Raw genomic sequence first — 24487 nt, 5'->3', positions numbered from 1 at the left:
TATGGGAGGGCATTCTGATGTATTACTATGTAATCATTTCTTTTTTCTTTTACCCAAGACTAAAAGGACCACCACAACAATGACTGCCGCAGCTGCCACCAGCACATAGGTAAGAATCGGTGACTCATCGCCTGTTCTGGGGTTTACCACCACTGCTCCGTTGTTTTTCTTAATGGAGGTGTTGGTTGGCTTTTTCACTGTGGAGGAACCATTGTTTCCGCCGTTCTTGTTGATGGAAGAACTGCCGCCGTTCCCTGTTGTGCCGGCTGACGGTACTGTAGGCTTATGGTTGGGGCTCTGTGTTCCGATTCCCACAAGCTGGCTGCCGCCTACATTGAAAGGACTCAGGGAGCCGGTTTCAAATACCAGGTATCCGCCTGAAACATTCATATTGCTTCCCAGTGTGAAATATTCATAACTGCCGGTCTCTTCCATATAATGTCCGATCACCAGCTTTTTGTAGAGATCTGCGTCCTTTGGCACCGGAATGGATACCGTCACCTTTTTGCCATCCGGAATCTTGTACTCTTTATCTGCTTTCAGATCCCAGAGTTCAATCTCATATGCCTGGAGAATCTGCTCAATATCCGCTGCCGGCAGACTGTCCACATCTGTATTCAGGGATACCCTGACTTCTACATAAGAGGGAATAAAATCACCGGATACTTTCACATCTGTGGCCTTGTCCCAAAGGCTGCCCACCGGTTCTTTTTCTGCCTTTTCGGAAGACTCCTTTTTCGATGATATATTCTCTTTTTTATCTGTGTTTTCCTTTTTGGAGGATTCTTCTTTTTGGGATGCGTCATCCTTTTTGGCTGACTCTTCTTTTTTGGTCTCTTCCTTCTTGGATGCGTCCTCTTTCTTGTCCTTTGCATCCTTTTTATCTTCTACGGGCTTTTCCGTCTTGTCTGTGTCTTTCTTATCGGCATCCGTATCCTTGTCATCTGCAGGCTTCTCAGCCTGGTCAGTCTTGCCGCTGTCCGTATCCTGCTTGGGTTCCTCTGTTTCGGCCTCTTCCTTCTTCGGCTCCTCTTTTTCTTCCGCAGAAGACTCCGGCGCTTTCAGAGACTCCACATATACGGTCACACTTCGAACCACCTGCTGCCCCTCCGCGCTCCAGCCCGGGACTCCGGAATAGTCATATGTCTCCGTGTCATTGGGCGTAAAGATGATCTGATGGGTGCTCTCATAGGTATCCGGCACTTTCTCAGGCTCCGCGAAACGGAAGGTACCGTCACCGTTGAAACCGTCTCCCATGAACATGGACTCCAGTGTGGCCGGCTCCTTCATGGTCATGCTGTCCGGTACCGTCACCGCAGGTGCTTCCTGCTTTTTAACCGGTGCCTCCTCCTTGGGTTCTTCCTTGGGTTCTTCCTTTTGTTCCTCTTTTGCCTCTTCTTTAGACTCTTCTTTTGTATCCTCTTTTACCGCATCTTTATCTGCGCTGTTATCCTCTGAGGTGTTATCCTCTTTTTTTTGTTCCTGATTTTCTTTGTTCTCCTCTTTTGCCTTTTCACCCACTACAAAGGCATCGGCGCCCAGATTGGCGCTCTTGGTATCCACATCGGAGGCGCTCAGCCAACCGTAAGACAAGGTAAGCTTACCGCTTCCCTCCACCTTTATGATCGGTCCGCTGAAACCGTCCGCACGCTTGACTGTGATCCCGGAGGGCATGGTGAGCTTTGTCTCACCGGAAATGGTGATGGTTCCGCATACCAGGATGGTCGCGCTGTCGGCTGCCAGGGATTTGGCTTTCTCAAAGCTGGAAACCGCCGTATCCTTGGAGGTGCCGTCCCCGCTCTTCTTACCGCTGCCGCTTACATAGACAGTTTTTAGCTTTGCCGCATTGTCCGTCTGCTCCGCTGCTGCCACCTGGGATAATCCCATGTGCATGCCGGTGCCCGCTCCCTGTACCACCAGCATGGCTGCCAGTGTAATGCCGAGAGTTGTCTTCAGGATTCTGTTCTTATATGATCTGCTGTTATTTCCGCTGTAATTTTTCTTCATAATCTGCCCCTTTTATCAATCTATCTCGTCGTAGTCTGCTATGTATCTTTTATATGTAAAAATTGTATTTCTGCACATTGTGCAAATTAGACAATTTCGGTACTCTTTCTTTAGGCATAATCATCATGCCTCTATCGGAGACATTATAGCATATTTCTGTTTGTTTCGACACCCCTAAAATTCAATTTTTTTATTTTTTCTGCGATACTTGCAATCCTTCCCAAAATCATGTATCATTTCTTAATATAATTTTATATTACAAAGGAGTTGAAATTTAATTGGATTCCAGTGACGCCATACAGTTTCTCGTCTTGATTGTACTTATATGCCTCTCGGCATTCTTTTCATCCGCAGAAACTTCTATGACAACCGCAAACAAAATTCGTATCCAGACCCTGGCCGAACAGGGAAATAAGAAGGCAAAAACCCTTCTGAAGGTAACAGGCAATTCTGGAAAGATGCTCAGCACGATTCTGATCGGCAACAACCTGGTCAATATCGGGGCTTCTTCCCTTGCCACATCCATGGCTATCCGCATGTTCGGCAATGCCGCAGTGGGTATATGCACCGGTGTACTAACACTGCTGATCCTGATCTTCGGTGAGATCACGCCGAAGACCATGGCAACCCTCAACGCGGAACGGCTTGCACTTTCCTACGCCGGCCCCATCCACGGACTGATGGTGCTTCTCACACCGGTCATCTATATTGTAAATAAGCTTTCCGACGGCGTGCTGTCTCTGCTGCGCGTGGATCAAAGCGGAAAGGGCAACCGGATCACAGAGCACGAGCTGCGTACCATCGTCAATGTCAGCCACGAGGAGGGCGTCATTGAGAGCGAGGAACGCCAGATGATATATAATGTGTTTGACTTTGGGGATTCCCAGGCCAAGGATGTTATGGTTCCCCGCATTGATGTGGCTTTTGCGGATATCGGAAGTTCCTATGATGACCTGATCTCCATGTTCCGGGAGGAAAAGCATACACGGTTCCCGGTCTACGAAGATACCACAGACAATGTGGTAGGCATCGTCAATGTCAAAGACCTGCTGCTTATGGGGTCCAGGGATAATTTCTCTTTAAAAGAGATCATGCGGGAGCCTTACTTTACTTTTGAGTACAAGAAGACCTCTGAACTGCTGGTGGAAATGAAGGAAGAGAGCGTTTCTTTCGCTGTCGTTCTGGACGAGTACGGCGCCACTGCCGGAATCATCACCCTGGAGGACCTGTTGGAGGAGATTGTGGGGGATATCCACGATGAATACGATGACACCGAGGAGGATGACTTAACGGAGATCATTCCCGGAAGGGAATACGTGGCACTTGGAGCCGCGAGACTGGATGATTTAAATGAAGTGCTTCCCGTGCAGATCGAATCTGAGGACTATGATTCCATCGGCGGGTATATCATCGAACAGCTTGACCGCTTCCCGGAGCCCGGGGAAAGTATCACAACCCCGGACCATGTGCGCCTGGTTGTGGACAAGGTAGAAAAAAACAGAATCGAGGCTGTACACATTTTCCTGCCTGAGATACAGGAACAGCCCGAAGAAGAATGACCGGCAGCGGGAGGAAATCCCGGACATCTGCCATAAGAACAACAAATGGAAAGGACAACAAAGAATTATGAGCGGTTTTTTTAACATGGACAGCCCGGTTATGCGGTTTCTGTCCCGCGTATGTGACCTGATGATCTTAAATTTTATGTGCCTGATATGCTGCATTCCTATTGTAACCATAGGAGCATCTGTCACTGCGCTGTACTCTGTTACCCTGAAAATGGTAAGGGGGGAAGAATCTTATATCTTCAAAGGCTTCTTAAAGGCTTTCAAGGAGAACTTCAAAATATCCACGATTATCTGGCTGCTTCTGGCGGTACTTGGCCTGCTGATCTTCGCAGATTACAAGGCAACACAGTTTCTGCCTGACAATATGAAGAACATATTCCGCATCCTGGTAGGCGTTGTGATAACTTTCTACCTGCTGCTGATGACCTACGTTTTCCCCTATGTGGCAAGATTTGAGAACAACGTAAAAAACACGCTCAAGAACGCGCTGCTGATCAGTATTCTGAACCTGCCCCATACGGTTTTGGTTGTCTGTATTCCGGTGGGAATCGTGTTCATCACCATGTTCAACTCCACCACACTGGTTTACGGAAGCCTGTTCTGGTTCCTGATCGGACTTTCCTTTATCGCCTTCTGCAACTCCTACATATTCCGCAAGGTCTTTGCAAAGTATGAGCCTCAGGAGGAGGAAGAGCAGGGAAATCCTGACGATTATACCGTACCGGAAGAAATAACTCCTGACAAACAGGATGTTATAGAAGAGATAGAAGAAAAGAAATAAAATCCTCCAAAGCGTGCCGGAATGAACTTTCCGGCACGTTTTAAACCAAAAGAAGCCGTTACGCATTACGCGTCCGGCTTCTTTTGGTTTTCTCTCATATCTTTCATGATCTCATGGAACTGCTCCCCACAGCGGGCGATCTCACCGAGAACGGTATCACAGCCTTTTTCACTCAGATACCAATTATCCCTGGTGATCTCACAATCATCTGCAGGGCAGACCAGAAGTTCCGCTTCCGGATACAGAAGCTGGTAATACAGAAGCGCCCGCCTGGCATGTGCCGGTTTACAGCAGATGATTCCCCGCTTCACCTGCAGTCCTGCCGCGTCTGTCACCTCCCTGGAACGGATGGCGTTCTCATATGTGTAGGTAGCCTTTTCCTCCCTCCATATGTGGCATTCCTTCACACCATGCTTTACAAGGACAGCCTTTAAAAATTCCCACTCTGTCCTGTACGTTCCCCTGTATTCCTCTTCCTTTGCCTGAACACCTCCGAATCTGCCGCGCAGTATACTGTATTTTCCAGACGGCAGCACAAGCTCAGAAAATCCTTCTCTGTATAGACTGGCCGCCTTCTCCGCGATCTGGGGAAATCCGCTGCCGGGGACAAAGATAATATCCGCCGGCTTTGGCTCCTGTTCCACAAAAATAAATTCTATCATCTGGTCTAAAAATCTTTTGTTCCACATGATTCCTGTCCTCTCTTCGTTTCTTACAGGTACTTTTCGGTGATCAGGTGAAGGAAGTCCAGAATCTCCGGGTAGGTAAAAATCTCCTCTGTCCGTATCATGCGCTCCAGCTCCTCCCCGGTCACCCACCTGACTTCTGCCACTTCCTCCGGGTCCAGGATAAGCTTTGAGACAGGGATATCCCGGCGGACAAGGAAAACCTCCCAGATCATATGACTTCCGTCTTCCCGGTTAATATGTGCCAGATGAATCAGTTCTTCCCTCTCCAGGGCAAGCCCTATCTCCTCCTGCACTTCTCTGATACACCCTTCTTTGGCGTCCTCGCCGGCCTGTATCCTGCCGGCAGTCAGGGACCAGACATTGGGATAGTGGACACATCTGCTGCTTCTCTTCTGGATCAGAAATTCTCCCTTTGTGTTCATGATCCAGGCCTCCACCGCCACGTGATATTCACCATCACCCAGGTCTTTTCCCTTTTCCATGACTCTCCCTGTTGGAATCCCTTTGCTGTCGCATATATCCCAGAGCTCCATCCTTTGTCCTCCATTTACCGAATATCATATACACTTCTCAAGCGCAGGCCTTTTGGTTCTCCGCTCAGGATCCTGACACGCTTCTCCCCTGCGTTCATGTCAAAGTAATTATCTGACAGAAGCAGGTCTTCCGCTTTATTTTGTATCTCCACGCTCTTTGCATAAGCCTGTGCCCGAACGACGATCTCATCCCCTTCCACTCTGCAGGAAAGCCCGGGGTCTGCATAGGCAAAATACTTGGGAAGAGAAAAGATGACGGTCCCCTCGGACAGGATTTCCCCGTTCTGCAGGATCTCATAACTTACATACCTGTCAAAAATCTGGATATGCGGGAATTCCACTTTATCCAGCCAGACACTGGACATAGCCGGAACGCAGACAAGTTCCTCATGGGAGGAAAAAATCTCTGCCTTCTGGTTCCGCACCGCCCATCTGACCAGGACCTGCTGTTCTTTTCTGGTCTCATTGGTCACATTCAAACGGATGGACTTTTCAAACTCAAAATGCTCCCGGTTCATATCCGGCTTCTGTGTCAGCCAGCCCTCCTCCTGGCAGGACACCATAATGGGCGCGAAGAAACGTTTTGCGTAATAATGCAGCGCCTTCCACCGTCCGGTGTAGTCAATGGAGGACCAGGAAGCCACAGGCCAGCAGTCATTTAGCTGCCAGTAGATGGCTCCCATGCATCTTCCCCTGTTTCTCCTGAAATGTTCCACGCCGTAGCGGATGGCCTCCGCCTGGAGAAGCTGTGAAGCATAGAGCACGGTTTCAAAAGAGGAGGGATAGCGGAATGTCTGCTGCATGTAATTCATGATCTTTCCGTTGGCACCTGCATTTCTCTGGTGCTTTTCCATCACATAGGAAAAAATATTAAAGTCATCCGGATCATCCGTAAATGTCTTGACCGTGCTCAGACAGGGGAAAGACTGGAATCCGAATTCTGACGCATAGCGGAAGAAATAATTTCTGTAATCCGAGAAAGGCTTGTTTCCGTGCCACACATCCCAGTAATGCACATCACCTCTGTTCGGGTCATTTGGTTCGTCAAAGGAACCGCCTGAGGAAGGGCTTGCCGGCCAGTAAAAGGTCACAGGGTCATACTCCCTCAGCACCTCCGGGATCACTCTCTCATACATGAGCAGATAATCCCTCACCTCAGAGTGCTTTGATACCCAGTTGCCCTCCTTTACAAACATCTCCATCTCATTGTTGCCGCACCACAGACCTAAGGAAGCGTGATGGCGGATACGTTTTATGTTGTCAGCCAGCTCTTTTCTCATATTCTCCTCAAAGGCAGGCGTCAGATCATAGACCGCACAGGCGAACATAAAGTCCTGCCATACCATAAGACCCAGTTCATCGCAGATATCGTAGAACCAGTCCTCGGGATAATACCCGCCGCCCCACACACGAACGGCGTTGAAATTGGCTGCCCTGCAGTCCTTAAGCAGTTTTCTGGTCTTTGCCGGGGTAGTCCTGCCCAGCAGGTGGTCCTCGGGGATATAGTCAGCGCCCATGGCAAATACCTGTACCCCGTTAACCTCATGGGCAAAGCTCTCCCCATATGCGTCCTTCTCCACATGCATGGTCATGGTGCGAAGACCGATGCGCTGTATCTTTTCATCCACTGCCGTATCCCCGCACATAAGCTCTGTCTTGACGGTATACAAGGGCTGTTCCCCAAGGCCGTTGGGCCACCAGAGTCTGGGATCTTCAATAACGATCTCCTCCGGGGAGCCGTCAAAGACACGTTTTGACTTATCGGGGTCCTCTATGGTGATCCGGTAGGAACAGCAGGAATCCTGTCCGTGGAGTTCCACGGGGTCTCCTGCCACCCGGTCCTTCACGATTCTTACATGCACCTGAGGCTTCAGTCTGACATATCCTGCCCGGTGCTCCTGGCGCAGATACACACTGTCAAGGCAGGCTTTCTGTATCCCCAGAAGGGATACCGGGCGGAAGATACCTGCATCCGGCAAGTGAGCACCCCAGTCCCAGCCGAACATACAGTGCGCTTTCCGAATGTGCACAAAACCGTCCATGGCGTCCTCAGACCCTCTTGTGGGCGCCTCCGCGAATTTTTCCCTGATGTACGCAAGCGGTGAGTGGAAAAGTATCCGCAGGGAGTTTCTCTTTTCATGGAGAAGATGCCGCACGGAAAATTCCCAGGTCCGGTGCATATTGTCTGTTCTGCCTATATATTCATGATTCACATAGATGTCCGCAATGGTATCCAGCCCCTCAAAGCGCAGCAAAACGCTGTCACAGGAGAGAAGGTCCGTCCCACAGGCGAATATGGTCTCATATTCATAGTCGTTTTCCATCAGTGCCAGAGCTTTATTCTCATTGTCCTTCCAAAATGGATCCTCCATATTGCCGTTTCTCAAAAGATCCGTGTATACGGTTCCGGGTACCTGTGCCGGCTGCCAGTCGTCCCACCCCGCGGTATGCATTTCCCAGTTTTCATGAAGATTCTGTTTTATCATTTTGCTGCTTTCCCCTTTTCAGACTTCTTATTCTTCACTGCCGTCAAGCAGAAGATGACTATATTCCGGATGTTTTGCAAACCAGCCCACAGCATAAGAACATGTGGGAAGCACTTTTTTTCCGCTCTCATCCAGATACTGTGCCGCTGCCTGCATAAGCTTTCCCGCAATCCCCTGTCCGCGCAGAGATTCATCTACAAAGGTATGGTTGATATTCACCGTGTTTTTGTTTACAGCGGGAAATGTGACTTCTGCCAGCATTTTCCCCTCTTCATTGTAATAGGCGATTTTTGATTTTTCCTTCGTAAATTCCATAATCATTCTCCTCTTCACTTTTTTATTTCATAAAAGCCGGCATAACCGGCTTTTATATTCCTACTTTTCTGCTGCTGCAAGCGCTTTTGTTTTCCACTTTCCTCTCCTGTAGAAAAACCAGGTGACAATGGCACCCAGTACCCAGGATACCAAGAGAGAGATAAAGATACACTCACTGCGGCCGTTTGGAAGTTCCGGTGTTCTGGTGGCCCAGGATATCCCGTAAGCCAGAGGCACACGAATCAGGACTGTGGTAATGATGGAGATCCACATAGGCGTCATGGTATCACCTGCTCCCCTCATGACTCCGGAAAGACTCTGGGTCACAGCCATGGCTATGTATCCCACTGCCAGTATGCACATCATGCGCATACTCAGATCCACAAGCTCAGAGGTGCCGGTAAAGATACCCATCAGATTCCTGCCGAACAGCAGGATGAGGACCGTGATCACAGCGGATGTGCCTGCCGCGATCATGGTGCCCTGTCTGGCTCCCTGTTCCACCCGGTCGTAGCTGTTTGCCCCCACATTCTGACCCGCATAAGTGGTCATGGTGGTGCCGAAGGAAAAGTTCGGCATCATGGCAAAGCCGTCCACACGCATAACGATCACATTGGCTGCTATGAGCATTTCCCCGAAGCTGTTGGTAAGGGACTGCACAATGACCATGGCCATGGAGAAAATAGCCTGGGTAAGCCCGGAGGGAAGTCCCAGACGGATAATATTCACGGCATGGTTCTTTTTCATCTTCAGATAGTGGAGTCTGAAATCAAAGACATCCTTCATGCGGGTCAGTTTCCACATGCAGAGGACTGCCGATACTGCCTGCGCAATGGCTGTGGCAAGGGCAACCCCCGGCACGCCCAGGCCCAGGCCGGCTACAAACCACAGATCCAGGATAATATTCAGCACCGTCGCCACAAGCAGATATATAAGGGCCGATACGGAATCTCCCAGACCCCTGAGGATTCCGCTCAGAATATTGTAGTAAGCCACACCTGCAATGCCGATAAACAAAATTCTCAGATAGGAATTACACCAGTCAATGATCGTATCCGGCGTATGCAGAAGCTCCAGCATAGGCATGATCACAAAGGGTGCCAGCGCCATGATAATGACTGAGGCAATGGCGGTCAGGGTGATACAGCTTCCTATGGTGCCGGAGAGTTCCTCCCTCTCCTTTGCCCCGAAATACTGGGAAACCATAACACTGCTTCCCACGGAAATACCGATAAATAAAACAAGCAGCAGGTTTAAGATCGGTCCGGCACTGCCCACCGCTGCCAGGGCATTGTCTCCCACATACCGTCCCACAATAATACTGTCCACCGTGTTGTAGAGCTGCTGCGCGATATTGCCGATAACAAGCGGCACAGTAAAAGCCACGATCTTCTCCCACGGTCTGCCCTCTGTCATATCCACAGGGGCGAATAATTTCTTCAGTTGTCCTCCCATAATACGTTTACCTTCTTCTGTCACATTTTTCTCATACATATTCAGCTCCGCTGAATATGATATATACTTATCCTACTATAAAAAGACAGCCCGGTCAAAATGTATTTTTCTTTGACCGGGTGTTTTTTTCCGCTGTCCGCAGGTGCTGCGGCAAAAAGAGCAAATAGAAAGGCGGAAACGGCTCATCTCCTTCCGTTTCCGCCTATCCCCTTGGGGTTAAATCACCACAATGATTCCGCCGTCATTGGCATACATACTGCTGACGCCTGCGGTATCTAAAAGAACTACATCCTTTACCGGAATCCGTTTTACAATGGCGTCCTTCACGATCTCCGCCCGCTCCCGGCAGTTGCAGTGTGAGATGCCCAGTATTCTGTCCGCACTGTTCTCTGAGCGCTCCACAATATAATCCACCATTTTCATAAGGGCCTTGTTAATGCCTCTGGCCTGGTCAAGCTGTATGATCGTGCCCTCCGGGGTCGCTCCCATGACAGGCTTGATCTTCAGGGCCGTGGCCACAAATGCCTTCAGATTACTTAATCGTCCGTTCTTTCGCAGAGTTTCAAGGCTCTCCAGCACAAAATAGGTGTTCTGGCTCTCAATATAAGCCTCTACCTCCCGGACAATATCCTCAAATTCCATATTTTTACTCTCACACTCTTCAATCTTCAGAGCGATCAGGGTCTCGCCCACAGAAGCTGAGCGGGAATTGAATACATGGATCTTTTTCTCAGGACTGCTCTCCAAAAGCAGATTTCTGCCGAGTACGGCACTGTTATAGGAGCCGCTCAGTTCTGAGGAAAGCGTCACTGCATACACATGGTCTGCCTCACAGTCATAGGCTTCCATATATCTCTCCGGGGAGGGACATGAGGATTTGGGACAGTTCGGTGATTCTGCCACTCTTTTTAAGAAATATGCCTGATCAAAGCTCTCATCATCCACAATATCTTCTTCGTCGACAGTAAGGGTCAGGGATGCCCGTTCAATGGCCGGGTCTTCTTTCCAACGTTCTATTAATTCTCCGCAGCTGTCTATTACTATTTTATATCTCATCTTGCAACCTCTTATATGTAGTTTTTAATACTATGTTTTATGATAACACAAAACCATGCTGTTGAAAAGGGCTTTTTTCATGAAAGTACTTTGATTTTTCCCGTTTTTCGTATATACTATTCATTAGACTAATGACAGGAAGAGGAAATAATATCATGATAGCTTTACAGGTACAGGATGTAAAAGACTTTATGTCCCGTCTGCTTATCGGAACCGACTTCGATGCCTTCTGGCTGTGTGAGGCCAATGTGACCACCTTTGTCACTTACCATATTGACGGTTCCCTCCACAAGGAGTTCTTTGATTCAGAACAGGCGGAAATGCTCGCCCGGACAGAGCGCACCTTCTCAACGTGGAAGGAAATAAAACCCTTCTGCTTCTCCATCATGAAAGGAAAACATACCCCGCTGCACTTTAAAATTGTATTTCAGCTCTCCCGGCAGAATGTGGAAAAACTGCTTGTGGGAAGCGGACTTTCCCAGACACCGGCAGATGTCTTCGGCCTGTATCTGAACCTGCAGTACGACGGCAGTCATGTGACCTGCACAACAGGTACATCCCTGAGAACCTTTACCATGGACAAGTCCCTGGACCGGGTGTGGGATGAAATGGTGACCAAATTTTTCAGGCAGCAGCAGATTCCTGTGCTGCTTGTCTGATTTTATATTGATAATAGTTTATGTGAAAGAAGGAAAAGTATGCAAAATTATGAAAAAAATGACTTCAAACAGGAATGGATGGAAAATTTGACCCTGTTTGCCCGCGAGATGGATTACCCCCGGGAAGCTGCCGCCTCTCTTGCGCAGTCCCTGGATCAGGTTTTTAAAAATCGGGAAGTTCTCCATATACTCACTGCTGCTGACCGGACATACAGTGAAAACATCCATATGGACTACGAAAAAATCCTGGAGGAATTAAAGGATGTCTCCCCGCGCTGCGGCATCCACACATATACCCTCCACATGCTCTTCTATATTATCCTGTCACGCAAAACCAGGAAAATCTACGAAGAACGCGGCATTGCGCCGGAAATCTTCCGTGCCTCCATGATGGACCTGCACTGGAAGCTTCTGGAATGCAGAAAAATGTTCGGCATATGGGGCACCAGCGTAGCGCAGTGGCAGATCTGGTGGTTTGAGGTCAGACGTTTTGCGCTTGGGCGTTTCCAGTATGAGCTGGTGCCCTTTCGGGAAACCTACGAAAAAGACGGCGTATCCCTGCATCCCGGTGACCTTGTCATCAACGTGCACATCCCGTCCTGCGGCCCCTTAAAAAGGGAAGAATACATGAAGTCCTACGCCATGGCCGCAGACTTCTTCCGTGATTCCTTCAAGGACAGGCCCATTGTGTTCCTGTGCGAATCCTGGATGCTCTTTCCGGAACATAGGCTGTTCCTTCCGAAAACTTCCAATATTCTGGGATTTATGCAGGATTATGACATTTTCAGAGAGGAGTATAACAACGGGGATCTGTGGAGAATCTTTTATGAGGACTACGAAAAACCGGCTGACAAGCTTCCTGGTAACACAGGACTCCAGAGAGCTTACCGCTCCTGGTTAATGGAAGGACACATGGCCGGAATGGGATTCGGCGTTTTTATATATGATAAAAGAGTGACAGGAGAAGAATTATGATACAGGATATTGCACCGCATATTTACCACAACGAATATCTGCCCCACCATCCTCAAAAGGACAGTGTGCTACTCTGTTACGATAAAGATCGGATATTCATGAATGTCACAGACGGAGAAATTGCATTCCCCACTTATGCAGAGGCGGAAGCCGTATATCCGGCTGTCAGAGACATGTGGACATATCTTTTCACCATAGATGAGACTGCATATTACCTTATATCCCGGCTCCCCTTTGAGGAGATGCCGGACTATGCCTTTGAAAGGACCGACAGCCTGCGCACCTTAAGCCCCCGTCATCTTATCTTTGCAGGTATTACCGGACACCAGCTCTACAAATGGTATAAAGGGCGCCGCTTCTGCGGATCCTGCGGCCGTAAGATGAAGCCGGATAAAAAAGAACGTATGATGTACTGCCCCCACTGCCAAACTATGGAGTATCCAAAGCTCTCCCCCGCGGTCATTGTTGCCGTGAGAAACGGGGATAAGCTGCTGCTCTCCAAATACGCGGGACGTGAATTTACCAACTATGCCCTTATTGCCGGATTTGCGGAGATCGGAGAGCCTATAGAAGACACGGTGAGACGAGAAGTCATGGAGGAGGTAGGTTTAAAGGTCAAAAATATCCGCTTTTACAAAAGCCAGCCATGGTCTTTCAGTGATACTCTGCTCTTCGGCTTCTTCTGTGATCTAGACGGTGACGACACCATCCGGCTGGACGAGGAGGAGCTGGCCCTGGCAGAATGGCACGAGCGTTCCCAGATACCTGATGACGCATATGAAATCAGTCTCACCAGGGAGATGATGACGCTGTTTAAAAACGGACTTGATGACAAATTGTCACTGTAATGTCATTTTCCCCTGCTATACTGTGTTTCCATAAGGAGGATACACAACTATGGAAATACTGTCTTGTAAAAATCTTACGAAAATTTACGGCGCAGGGCCAAACGCGGTCACTGCCCTGGATCATGTCACTCTCTCCGTGGAAAGCGGAGAATTCGTAGCCATTGTAGGCGCTTCCGGTTCCGGAAAATCCACGCTTCTGCATCTTCTGGGAGGCGTGGACCGCCCTACAAAAGGCGAGATCCGTATTGAGGACACAGACATTTCCACCCTGAATGAGGAGGCACTCGCCGCCTTCAGGCGCCGGAAAGTCGGTCTGATCTATCAGTTTTATAATCTGATTCCCACTCTCACCATCCGGAAAAATATACTTCTGCCTGTTCTTCTGGACGGACGCAGGCCTGACCGGGAAAGATTTGACCAGATCGTCACGACTCTGGGTCTTACCGACCGGCTGGAACACCTTCCCGGGGAACTCTCCGGGGGACAGCAGCAGCGGGCTGCCATTGCCAGAAGCCTGATCTGCCGCCCTGCCATTTTGCTGGCAGATGAACCCACCGGCAACTTAGACCGGAAAAATTCCCGGGAGACCATGGATCTTCTGAAGCTGTCACACCGCAGGTTCGGACAGACCGTTCTTCTGATCACACACGATGAAAAGCTGGCACTGGAGGCTGACCGAATCCTGACCATGGAGGACGGCAGGGTAATCAAAGACCAGGTGAACCCATCATGAAGATTCTGAGAGAATATACCCTGGATTTTATCCGTCAGAACAAGCGCACAAGCTGTGCCATTATGATTGCCCTTTATCTGACCAGCACCTTCCTGGCCTCCCTCTGCGGCTTTTTGGAGACCATGTGGAAGGACACCATCACCCTCACCGTGTACAAATCCGGTGACTGGCACGGGGAACTGTTCGGGGAGACTTTCGGCCGGGATCTGCCTCTGATCAGGGATTACTCCACGGTGGAATCCCTGTTGATAAAAGGCGAATTTATCACGGCGAAGATCAAGGACCCCAGAAGAGAATATCTGTCCTTCCGCTGCGCCAATGCCCCATACTGGGAGCATATGTCTGATAAAAATGAGCTGACCGAAGGCCGCATTCCCAGAGCGTCCGATGAGATTGTCATCTCAAAACAGTATTTTGAGAACAATCCCCAGCTCAAAGTCGGGGATAGAATAACGCTTCCCATCGGGGATCGGGTAAAGGACGGTACGGTTCTGGAAGCCACAGAACCGCTTCGCAGCGGGGAGAGTTTTTCCCAAAAAGGGGAACGCACCTTTACGATCGTGGGCATACTGGATGTCACAACAGCGTCCACGGTCCCTATGTATTATGCTATGGGTTATATGGAGGAGGAAGAGATAAAACCGGAGGAGTCCGTCACGGTCTATCTGCGCTTTCATTCCATACACGACACCTACAGGGACCTTCCCAAGATAGCGGAACTGATCGGATGGGAAACAGATGAATACGGAAATTATAACCTGAAATACAATGCCGACTATCTGTCACAGCACTTTGTGTTTCCCAAAGGACAGCTTAGCTTTGACAGTGCCATGCAGATGCTGGCCTATCCCCTGATGTATCTGTTTCTGGCAGCACTGGTTGTGGGCCTTTTTATCCTCATCATACACAACGCCTTTTCCCTGTCCGCCAATTCCCGGATCACCCAGTTGGGCGTTCTGGCAAGCATCGGCGCCTCGCCCCGTCAGATTCGGCGGTCCGTCATCTGGGAGGGCCTGCTCCTCATGCTTCTGCCTCTGCCGGCCGGCCTTGCTACCGGATGGTTTCTGGACAGCCGGCTGATCCGGTATATTAACTCCATTAACAACTCCGCACGCCAGGAGGGGATGAAGGTGATTTTCTCCTACGGGCTTTTGAGCATACTGCCCGCTGTGCTCCTCACCTTCCTGACGGTCTGGTTTTCAGCCGGAATACCCGCCAAACGGATCGCACGCCTCACGCCTATAGAAGCCATACGGCAGGGTGGTATGGGAAATATAAAAAAGACACGTTCCAGGCATCTTCTGTCCCGGTTCTTCGGTATTGAGGGGGAGATGGCATCCAGTGCACTTTCCGCCCGGAAGAGATCCTACCGGACAGCCACGATTTCCCTGACTCTGTCTTTTCTTCTGCTGGCCTGCTTCTGGCATCTGAATGCCTTAAGGAGCGCCCAAACGGACGCAGCCGTCCAAAAGGATGAGGCTTCAAAAGCCCATATTGAATATTACCTGGATAACGGGCAGGCTCCGGAACAGGAGATACTCTATGACTTAAAAAAGCTTCCCCATGTAAAAGACGCTGTCTTTTATTCTTCCTTAAAATCCGCCCTGTGGATGACCGCAGACATGGAGTCCGAGGAACTGAAGCGCGCAGGAGGCATGGAAGCTGTAACAGATGCAGGAAAATATTATCCCATCAAAAGAGGCGGGCAGTACCGGATCCAAAGTTACATTATGGGACTGGATGATGCGTCTTTCCGTGCATACTGCTCTCTGCTTGGCATTGACCCGGCACCTTATTTTGACACTGCGGACCCACGTGCTATTGTGTACAACCGGACTGCTGACAAGATAAACGGAAAGCCCTCCCACACAAAGGACATAGATTTTCTGAAACTTCAGGAGGGAGATACCCTGACCTTATCCGATAAGATCCTGGATGAGGAGGAGGGCGAATCCACTTTCCGTATAAAAGCCGGACATATTACAGACAAAACGCCCCTTCCCGGCGTAGAATTTCCGGGATATACCCTGATCCAGTTTGTGCCCATGAGCTCCATGGATGCCCTGGCTGAAAACTGCAGGGAAAAACGGCGGCTTGGTTCCTATCACGCCATTGGCCTTTTCTACGCTGACAGCAGAAAGCATATTGAGGGAATCCGTAAGAATATGGAAGCGTTCAGTGACAAGTATTATGGTTCCGGTGACTATTATATCTCCGACATTCTGGAGGAAGAGAAACTTGACCGGGATGCCAATAAGATGTACAGTGCTGTTATCTTCTTCATTTCCGGCCTGATGGCTGTCATTGGCCTGTCCAATGTGTGGGCAACGGTATCCGGGACCTTAAAAAGCCGCAGAAGGGAGCTTTCCACCCTGCGCTCCGTAGGGCTTTCCCCGCGGGCCCTGTCCCGTATCCTGTCACTGGAGGCTTTGCTTTTCGGTCTGACACCGATTCTTGTAAGCCTTCCCGTGCAGGTGCTCTTTGTAGCCTTCTTCCTGAACGTATCCGGGCTTCCTGTCAGCATCTATCTGGCGCACGCGCCGTTTTTAAAGATTCTTGCTTACACGGTCCTGCTGCTGGCTGTCATGCTGGGCACATACGCTCTGGGCAGCAGAAAATTACTGAAGGAAAATATCATCGACGCGCTGAAGGATGAGACGTTCTAACGGGAATCCGTATAGAACCGCACAGTAAAACAGGCACCTCCGTCCTGCCCGTTGTCCGCCCGCAAAGTCCCGTTCTGGCGCTCGATCAGGGATTTTGACAGCGCAAGGCCAATGCCGATGCTGTCCCTGCCGGCGTTTTTCCCCCGGTAGAACCGCTGGAAAAGATGGGGGATATCCTCCTCATCAAATCCCGGACCGTTATCTGCCACCAGAATCTCCGTATAGAGGGGGTTCTGGTGGTATTTTATTGTGATGCTCCCGCCCTCTTCTGCGTGCTCACTGCAGTTCTTAATCAGATTGGACAGAGCTTCGGCTGTCCAGTGTCTGTCCCCCTTAAAACAGGCCTGTATCTGCTGTGGAATGCTGAGCGTCTGTTCCCGCGCTCTGATCTGCGGCTCCAGCGGCTCACAGGCTTCAATGATGACGGACGCAGCATCCAGGTTTTCCTGCTCCAGTTCCAGTGTTCCCGCATCCAGTCTGGACAGGGTGAGAAGGCTGGCAACCAGATACTCCATCCGAAAAATCTGATCCTCCAGCCGGTCCAGATACACCTTTGCCCCTGTATCTCCCCTTCCTGCTGCAGAAGCTGTACCATCAGGGACATGGAGGTAATGGGTGTCTTTAACTGGTGGGCAATATCCGCCAGATTATCCGCCAGGTTCTGCCGCTCCTGACAGGCCTCTTCCTTGGTCCTGCGAAGTTCCCGGACAGTCTTATATATCTCATCCTCCAGTATGGAAAATTCATCTTCCCTGCGGGACAACACGGTCTCACGGCCCTGGTTTACATCCTCCAGATATGCGGTGAGCTCCTCAATACGCTGCCCTTTCCCCTTCTCCGACCTTTTATACCAGCATAACCAGACTGCGAAGATCCCCAGAAAGCACAGACAGGAAATCCCCAGATACACCGAAAGCAGACCTCTTCTGTAATAAGCAGCCGTGTATCCGTATCTGTCCAGCCACTCCCTGCCCTCCCGGGATACGGAGGCGGTACTGCTTTCCTTTAATATAGCCGTCACTTTGCCGGCAAGCTCCGGCTCCTCCTTTATAGTGCAGGACATAATCTGTTCCACAGTCTTTCTCTGCATACCGGAGGAAACCGCCGCGAAGACCGTTCCAAGAAGCAGTCCCAGGCAGACTGCCGCGGCCAGCACTGCCGGTACGGTTCTCTTTTTTTCTCTTCTATCCATTCTCCCCTGTCTCCTCCATCCGATAGCCAATCCCCCGAAGGGTCTGAATCTGTTTTGGGTTATTCATTTTCTCCCGAAGGCGTTTCATGGTGACCGTAAGGGTATTGTCATTGACAAAATTTCCATCCGCATCCCACAGAAGTTCCAGCAGACGGTTCCTGGTTATCGCCTGGTTTTTATTTTCCATAAGCACACGCAGCAGGCGCAGCTCACCGGCTGTGAGAACCACTTCCTCTGTCCCCAGATAAGCTTTCATCTTCTCCGTATCCATGGAAATGTCACCACAGGTAAGTTTTCCCTTCTCCGCTGCCCTGGTGCTCCTTCTTAAGACAGCCCGAACTCTGGATAAGAGAACAGACAGCAGAAACGGCTTCACAATATAGTCATCCGCTCCCATATCCAGCCCTTTCACAATATCCTTCTCGTCATCGCGCACAGTCAGGAAGATCACAGGAAGGGTTTCATCAAAGGCCTTAACCTGACTGCAGAAAGCAAATCCGCTGCCATCCGGCAGGTTCAGGTCCAGAAGCACTAACTCCACTCTTCCGTCCAGACGGGCTTCTGCCTCCTTTAATGTCCTGCACCAGACCGTGGTGCTTCCCTCCTTCTCCATTGCGCACCGGATTCCGAAGGCAATGGTCTCATCATCCTCAAGCAGTAATATATGGGGCATGGTTTTTCTCCTTTATCAAAAATAAAACAAATCCTCGAATTTCTTATCAAGTGCAATACATAATATCAGCGCCAGCTTTGCTGTTGGGTTAAACTGTCCCGTCTCAATGGAGCTAATGGTGTTTCTGGATACCCCCACCATCTCTGCCAGTTGGTTCTGGGACAGCTTTTTCTCTGTCCTGGCTTCCTTTAAACGGTTTCTTAAAATCAGATTTTCTTCCATCCGCACACCTGTTTTCTATATAATTTCACTGATATAGCCGATAAACAGTGCCGCCCCGGTGAGCAGGGAAAGAATACCTAAAAACAACTCTCCTTTTTTATGCAGCTTCACCCCATTATACAGACGGGAGATCCCCATACCCGCAAAAAAGATGCAGTACACGTCACTCCATGGCTGTCCTGCCACGATCTTTGTGATCATCAGCGCCAGTGATACCAGAAGAATGACCATGAGTGCCAAAGTAAACCCTTTCTGGGAGACCTGCAGCTCCCACTCATCCATAGACCCTTTTCTGCTCTTCTGTACTCTCTCCAGAACTTCTTCTTTCTCCATTATGATACCTTCCTCTCTCTGCCAAGTTTTCTTGTCACTCTCAGTATATCATGCCAAGTTTTCTTGTCAATACCTTTTGCCAAGTTTTCTTTGCATCCTTTCAGGTATCTCGAGGCTGCCTGCCGAGAATTCCTGATTCCCGCATAAAAGTGCAGTCATCTGCGGCCCTCTTCCAATGGAACAAAGAGTCCGGCTTGCCGGACTCTCGCGCCGAAGCGCGGCCGTTTGCGGCCCTTTTCCAGTGCAAAAAAATACAGACGGAAAAGAATACTCTCTCTTCCGTCTGCACTGTCTGTTAAATTGCTGCGATTCTTTTATTTGGCAAGCATCATCATGATCTCATTGCTGCGTGCCACAAATTTTGTCATCTCTTCCGGAGTGAGCTGTCTGTGGCTCAGCACAGCCAAGTCATAGAGCTGCTCACAGATGACTTTTGTATTGTCTGTGTCCCCGTTCTCCAGAACATACTGTACCAGCTTGTTGTTGGCATTCAGTATCAGTGTCTCCTGTCCGCCGAACATGGACGGGTCCATGCCGTACATGTTATACATCTTCATCATTTCCTGCATACGGCGGCTTTCCTCTGAAACGGTCATCATGGAAGAAACGTTCTCATTTTTCAGTTTCTCCACCTTGACTGTCAGGTTCTCTTTATTCAGCACTTTCTTGAACAGCTCGGAGAGTGTCTTTGTCTCCTCCTCAAGTGCTGCCGCGTCCTCCTCTTTTACGGATTCATTTATATCCGCATCAATGCGCAGGAATCTTACATTCTCCTTAAGCTGCTCTACATGGGAGATAAACGGAGAGTCAATATTGTGCTTCATGATAACAGCATCCTGACCCTGTTCCCTGAACATATTAATGTACTGGCTCTGCTGTACCTCGTCGGTCACATAGTAAACATTGGTCTTCTCAGGCTCTTTTTCCTCTTCGTCTTTCTTGTCTCCCTCAGCGCCTTCTTCTTTTGTCTCCTCAACCGTGGTCTCTTCTGCCTCTTTTGCATCTTCCGGTTTTTCATTCTCTTTGATGCAGTCTTCCAGAGTCAGATATTTGCCGTCAATATTCTTGTACAGGATGTAGTCCATCATTCTCTCAGAGAACTTGGTGTCTTTTAAGCAGCCGAATTTGATGAACGGGCTGATATCATCCCAGTATTTTTCATAGTTTTCTCTGTCTGTCTTGCACATGCCGGACAGTTTATCAGCCACCTTCTTGCTGATATAATCAGAGATTTTCTTTACAAATCCGTCATTCTGCAGCGCACTTCTGGATACGTTCAGAGGCAGATCCGGGCAGTCGATGACACCCTTTAACAGCATCAGAAACTCAGGAATGACTTCTTTGATATTATCCGCAATGAATACCTGATTGTTGTACAGTTTGATGGTTCCCTCAATGGATTCGTACTCCATATTGATTTTCGGGAAGTACAGGATACCTTTCAGATTGAAGGGGTAATCCATATTCAGGTGGATCCAGAACAGCGGCTCCTTGTAATCCATGAATACTTTCCTGTAGAAGTCCTTATACTCCTCATCGGTGCACTCATTGGGATGTTTTGTCCAAAGCGGATGGGTATCACTGAGAGATACCGGGCGCTTATTGATCTTAACTTTATCCCGGGCAGGAGATACCTCAACGATCTCTTTCTCGCCGTTCTCGTTTTCCTTCTCCTCTGTCTTGGCCTCCTCGTGGATATGCTCAACCACCACGTCGTCATCTCTTAAATCAGCCTCGTCGATGGTCTCATATTCCTGCTCTGCGTTGGCTTTTGACAGGAAAATTTCAACAGGCATGAAGGAACAGTATTTTTCAATGATTTCCCTTGCACGGTATTCATTGGCAAACTCCAGAGCGTCCTCATTGAGGAACAGGGTGATCTCTGTACCGACTTTGGTACGGTTTCCCTCACCGATCTCATATTCCGTGCCGCCGTCACATTCCCAGTGTACCGGTACGGCATCTTCCTTGTAGGAAAGTGTATCGATATGAACCTCGTCCGCTACCATGAAAGCGGAGTAGAATCCCAGACCGAAATGTCCGATGATCTGGTCTTCGTTTGTCTTGTCCTTATATTTCTCCAGGAACTCTGTTGCACCGGAAAATGCGATCTGAGTGATGTATTCTTCCACCTCGTCAGCAGTCATACCAAGACCGGTATCAATGAACTTCAGTGTCTTCTCTTCCGGATTCACGATCACTTCAATCTTGTTCTTATGTCCTTCCGGGAATGTATACTCACCCATAACCTCCAGTTTTTTCAGTTTGGTGATGGCATCACATCCGTTGGAAATCATCTCACGGAAAAAAATGTCATGGTCAGAATACAACCATTTCTTGATAATCGGAAAAATATTGTCGCTATTAATTGATAAGGTACCACGCTTGTTAGCCATGATATGCATCTCCTTTGCCTTTTCTGTGTGATTTTATTTTTTATTGCAAAAAACCTTACTCCGGTTTTCTGCTACTAAAAATAATATTAATACCAGGGGGAAGAAAAGTCAAGAGAAAATTAGCACTCAATCTAATTGAGTGCTAACAAATTTTTATTAAGATTATAAACAAATTATAAATTCAGATTCTTTAATCCCTGTTGTCTATTTTCTGTGCCACAATAAATATATTCGGCGGATTTCTGTGCAGGTTTACGATTTCCAGCACAAGAAATCCCTTTTTCTGTATTTTTCTCATAAGACCGATTGGTGTGTCAAAAGCCACATAGGGCATCAGATGTAGCTTGCTTTTCAAAAACTTTTTCACGGAATCCTTTGAAAAATTCCTGCCCAGGCAGTCTGTGGCAGAGATAAACACACCGCCCGGCTTGAGAAGAGACCATATTTTTTCCAGGACTTCATCCCTGTCTGAGAGGTATAACAGCACATTGAACGCGGTGACCACATCAAAGCTTTCCGGTTCACCGCTGAAATTCATCAGGTCCGTATGACAAAAGGTAATGTTCCGGCACTCTTCCTGTGCTGCCTTCTGCACTGCTTTTTCCATCATCTCCTCTGAGGTATCAATCGCCACGATCTCCTTCACCTTCTGCGAGATGGGAATGGTGGTGTTGCCCGTGCCGCATCCGAAATCCAGGACCTTTGCCTCCTCGTTCAGATACGGCAGTGTACGTTTCACTGTCTTTTTATATGCTTTTTTATAGACCTTCCATACCTGGTCGTCGTAAACTCTGGACCTCCTGTTCCAGAAATATTCATTGTCTGATGGTCTTTTTGACATCTTATGTTTCCCCTTTCTGAAATTACTGCGGACTGCTGCCGCTGTATGAAATCTTATAAAAATCTGCGGAGCAGCCACTCTTTCCCCTCCGTGTAAGGCTGATAACGGATGGGCAGATCGATACGGTCTGACTTCTTCACCACACTTTTTTTATGGCTGAAAGTATCAAAGCTTTCTCTTCCGTGATAGCTTCCCATGCCGCTGCCGCCCACACCGCCGAAGCCCATATGCGGAGTAGCCAGATGAATGATGGTGTCATTGATACAGCCTCCGCCAAAGGAGAGATTCCCAAGAACCTTCCGTTCGGTCTTCTTATCTCTGGTAAAAAGGTAGAGGGCCAATGGTTTTTCCCTCTCTTTTACAAACTGAAGCGCTTCCTGTATCTCTTTAAACGTCAGCACAGGAAGCACAGGACCGAAGATCTCTTCCTGCATGACCGGCGATTTTTCCGTGATGCCTGTCAGTACCGTAGGCGCGATCTGCAGTCGTTTTTCATCCCCATAACCGCCGATCTCAGCCTTTTCATCTCTCAGAAGCCCCATGACCCTATGGTAATGTTTCTCATTGATCATACGGGGATAATCCGGGTTTTTCAAAGGCGCCTCACCGAACATCTCCCTGATATAATGTCTGACATATACCAGAAATTCTTCTTTGGCCCCTTCCTGCACGAGCAGATAATCCGGTGCCACACAGGTCTGTCCGCTGTTCAAATATTTACCGAAGACCAGTCTTTTCGCCGCCATCTTCAGATTAGCTGTCCTGTCCACAATACAGGGGCTTTTGCCGCCCAGTTCCAAGGTCACCGGTGTCAGATAACGGGCCGCCTTTTCCATCACCAGCCTGCCCACTGTCACGCCTCCGGTGAAAAAAATATAATCAAACCGCTGCTCCAAAAGCTCCTGGTTCTCCGCCCGTCCGCCTTCCACCACACACACAAACTCCGGCGGAAATGCCTGGCGGATCATCTTCGCGATCACAGCCGATACATGCCCCGAGTAAGCAGAAGGTTTCAAAATGCAGCAGTTCCCGGCAGCAATGGCCCCGATCAGAGGATCCAGACAGAGCATAAAAGGATAATTCCACGGTGCCATGACCAGTACCACACCATAAGGCTCATGCGTCACAAAACTCCTTGCCGGAAACTGTGCCAGTGGTGTGTGGACAGTCTTATCCTTCATCCACGATCTCAGGTGTCTCTTCACAAAAGACAGCTCACTTAAAACCATCCCCACCTCTGTCATATAAGACTCAAAAGAAGACTTATGCAGATCCTGATACAGCGCATGCCGGATTTCCCCTTCATGCTTCTTTATACTCTTCTCCAGCCGTTCAAGTGCCCGGAGTCTGAAAGCCAAAGTCAGGGTACATCCCTTATCGAAAAATTTTCTCTGACACTGCACCAGTTTATCTATTTCCATATTCATTCCTCTTTTCTGCACTTTTTCCTTATTGTAATACATTTTTTCGAAAAGAACAAGGTATGCCGGCGTTACAGCCTTTCGGTTTCATAGCAGCAAAAGTAACGGTTCAGCTTGTCTTTACTGTTACGGAACATTAAGGAATGCCTATAATTTTAAGATGTTAAATTGAAATAATAGGTAAAGCAGAAAGAAAATTTAGCCAGGAACTTAAGAGATACCTATAATTTTAAAATCTTGGACTGAAATATAGGTAAAGCAGGGAGAAAAATTGGTCAGAAACTTAAGAAATACCTATAATTTTAAAATCTTGGATTGAAATATAGGTAAAGCAGGAAGAAAAATTGGTCAGGAACTTAAGAAATACCTATAATTTTAAAATCTCGGATTGAAATATAGGTAAAGCAGGAAGAAAAATTGGTCAGGAACTTAAGAAATACCTATAATTTTAAAATCTCGGATTGAAATATAGGTAAAGCAGGAAGAAAAATTGGTCAGAAACTTAAGAAATACCTATAATTTTAAAATCCCGGATTGAAATATAGGTAAAGCAGGAAGAAAAATTGGTCAGAAACTTAAGAAATACCTATAATTTTAAAATCCCGGATTGAAATATAGGTAAAGCAGGAAGAGAATCT

General features: G+C 48.5%; 22 protein-coding genes. 7 read left to right on the top strand and 15 right to left on the bottom strand.

The annotated features are described in order from the left end of the window. Positions 1-33: 33 nt before the first annotated feature. Entirely contained in the window at positions 34-2007 is a 1974-nt protein-coding gene (locus MUB35_RS11330) for a hypothetical protein (protein WP_244806216.1), read from the bottom strand. Positions 2008-2285: 278 nt separating this feature from the next. Here MUB35_RS11330 and MUB35_RS11325 point away from each other — a divergent pair, with 278 nt between their 5' ends. Both MUB35_RS11325 and MUB35_RS11320 read left to right on the top strand, forming a co-directional pair. Next, the gene (locus MUB35_RS11325; RefSeq protein ID WP_033139726.1) at positions 2286-3566 is read left to right on the top strand and encodes an HlyC/CorC family transporter; all 1281 of its coding nucleotides are present in this window, start codon (positions 2286-2288) and stop codon (positions 3564-3566) included. A 67-nt stretch (positions 3567-3633) separates the two neighbouring features. After that, on the top strand, positions 3634-4356 hold the full coding sequence (locus tag MUB35_RS11320; protein ID WP_033139727.1) for a YesL family protein: 723 nt from the start codon (positions 3634-3636) through the stop codon (positions 4354-4356). 65 nt (positions 4357-4421) lie between these two features. On the opposite strand, the gene MUB35_RS11315 is transcribed toward MUB35_RS11320, so the two are convergent. The 6 genes from MUB35_RS11315 to MUB35_RS11290 form a co-directional block, all read right to left on the bottom strand. Then, positions 4422-5045, bottom strand: a complete 624-nt coding sequence (locus tag MUB35_RS11315) for a YdcF family protein (RefSeq protein ID WP_244806215.1) — start codon at positions 5043-5045, stop codon at positions 4422-4424. 23 nt (positions 5046-5068) lie between these two features. Next, a complete protein-coding gene (locus MUB35_RS11310; RefSeq protein WP_054353370.1) occupies positions 5069-5578 on the bottom strand; it encodes an NUDIX hydrolase in 510 nt (169 codons plus the stop codon). A gap of 14 nt (positions 5579-5592) precedes the next feature. Next, a complete protein-coding gene (locus tag MUB35_RS11305; RefSeq protein WP_244806214.1) occupies positions 5593-8064 on the bottom strand; it encodes a beta-mannosidase in 2472 nt (823 codons plus the stop codon). A 27-nt stretch (positions 8065-8091) separates the two neighbouring features. Further along, positions 8092-8379 (bottom strand): GNAT family N-acetyltransferase, encoded by a 288-nt coding sequence (locus MUB35_RS11300; protein WP_033139731.1) that lies wholly within the window; start codon positions 8377-8379, stop codon positions 8092-8094. Positions 8380-8439: 60 nt separating this feature from the next. Continuing rightward, on the bottom strand, positions 8440-9873 hold the full coding sequence (locus MUB35_RS11295) for an MATE family efflux transporter (RefSeq protein WP_225305338.1): 1434 nt from the start codon (positions 9871-9873) through the stop codon (positions 8440-8442). 177 nt (positions 9874-10050) lie between these two features. Further along, positions 10051-10890: a DegV family protein gene (locus MUB35_RS11290; RefSeq protein ID WP_033139732.1), complete on the bottom strand. Its 840-nt coding sequence runs from the start codon at positions 10888-10890 to the stop codon at positions 10051-10053. A gap of 155 nt (positions 10891-11045) precedes the next feature. Between MUB35_RS11290 and MUB35_RS11285 the strand changes: the two genes are divergently transcribed. Genes MUB35_RS11285 through MUB35_RS11265 form a run of 5 tightly spaced genes read left to right on the top strand, consistent with a single transcriptional unit; the run spans position 11046 to position 16771 of the window. Further along, complete coding sequence (locus MUB35_RS11285; RefSeq protein ID WP_148393451.1) at positions 11046-11549, top strand: DUF5721 family protein; 504 nt, start codon at positions 11046-11048, stop codon at positions 11547-11549. Between the two features lie 39 nt (positions 11550-11588). After that, positions 11589-12524 (top strand): acyltransferase domain-containing protein, encoded by a 936-nt coding sequence (locus MUB35_RS11280; protein ID WP_244806213.1) that lies wholly within the window; start codon positions 11589-11591, stop codon positions 12522-12524. Continuing rightward, positions 12521-13372: an NAD(+) diphosphatase gene (nudC, locus tag MUB35_RS11275; RefSeq protein WP_244806212.1), complete on the top strand. Its 852-nt coding sequence runs from the start codon at positions 12521-12523 to the stop codon at positions 13370-13372. The genes MUB35_RS11280 and nudC overlap by 4 nt, the downstream gene beginning before the upstream one ends. Before the next feature lie 49 nt (positions 13373-13421). Beyond that, positions 13422-14105: an ABC transporter ATP-binding protein gene (locus MUB35_RS11270; RefSeq protein ID WP_033139736.1), complete on the top strand. Its 684-nt coding sequence runs from the start codon at positions 13422-13424 to the stop codon at positions 14103-14105. Beyond that, a complete protein-coding gene (locus MUB35_RS11265; RefSeq protein ID WP_244806211.1) occupies positions 14102-16771 on the top strand; it encodes an ABC transporter permease in 2670 nt (889 codons plus the stop codon). Before MUB35_RS11270 ends, MUB35_RS11265 begins: the two co-directional genes overlap by 4 nt. Here MUB35_RS11265 and MUB35_RS11260 read toward each other — a convergent pair. The 8 genes from MUB35_RS11260 to MUB35_RS11225 all read right to left on the bottom strand — a co-directional run bounded on the left by MUB35_RS11260 (position 16768) and on the right by MUB35_RS11225 (position 23849). After that, the gene (locus tag MUB35_RS11260; RefSeq protein WP_244806303.1) at positions 16768-17064 is read right to left on the bottom strand and encodes a sensor histidine kinase; all 297 of its coding nucleotides are present in this window, start codon (positions 17062-17064) and stop codon (positions 16768-16770) included. The genes MUB35_RS11265 and MUB35_RS11260 overlap by 4 nt on opposite strands. After that, the gene (locus MUB35_RS11255; protein ID WP_244806210.1) at positions 17064-17963 is read right to left on the bottom strand and encodes a histidine kinase dimerization/phospho-acceptor domain-containing protein; all 900 of its coding nucleotides are present in this window, start codon (positions 17961-17963) and stop codon (positions 17064-17066) included. The genes MUB35_RS11260 and MUB35_RS11255 overlap by 1 nt, the downstream gene beginning before the upstream one ends. After that, entirely contained in the window at positions 17956-18636 is a 681-nt protein-coding gene (locus MUB35_RS11250; protein ID WP_033139739.1) for a response regulator transcription factor, read from the bottom strand. The genes MUB35_RS11255 and MUB35_RS11250 overlap by 8 nt, the downstream gene beginning before the upstream one ends. Positions 18637-18651: 15 nt before the next feature. Then, positions 18652-18858, bottom strand: a complete 207-nt coding sequence (locus MUB35_RS11245) for a helix-turn-helix transcriptional regulator (protein ID WP_054353358.1) — start codon at positions 18856-18858, stop codon at positions 18652-18654. Between the two features lie 15 nt (positions 18859-18873). Then, on the bottom strand, positions 18874-19191 hold the full coding sequence (locus MUB35_RS11240) for a DUF6442 family protein (protein WP_148393453.1): 318 nt from the start codon (positions 19189-19191) through the stop codon (positions 18874-18876). A 314-nt stretch (positions 19192-19505) separates the two neighbouring features. Next, a complete protein-coding gene (htpG, locus tag MUB35_RS11235; protein ID WP_033139742.1) occupies positions 19506-21587 on the bottom strand; it encodes a molecular chaperone HtpG in 2082 nt (693 codons plus the stop codon). 190 nt (positions 21588-21777) lie between these two features. Beyond that, on the bottom strand, positions 21778-22428 hold the full coding sequence (locus MUB35_RS11230) for a class I SAM-dependent methyltransferase (protein ID WP_103733168.1): 651 nt from the start codon (positions 22426-22428) through the stop codon (positions 21778-21780). 53 nt (positions 22429-22481) lie between these two features. Beyond that, positions 22482-23849, bottom strand: coding sequence for an aldehyde dehydrogenase (locus tag MUB35_RS11225; RefSeq protein WP_103733167.1), 1368 nt, complete (start codon positions 23847-23849; stop codon positions 22482-22484). Between the last annotated feature and the right edge of the window lie 638 nt (positions 23850-24487).

This window comes from Blautia sp. NSJ-175 (assembly GCF_022867815.1).
In the GTDB taxonomy this organism is placed as follows: domain Bacteria; phylum Bacillota; class Clostridia; order Lachnospirales; family Lachnospiraceae; genus Blautia; species Blautia celeris.
The sequence above is the reverse complement of the archived record's forward strand: the minus strand, read 5'-3'. Positions and strand labels throughout refer to the sequence as shown.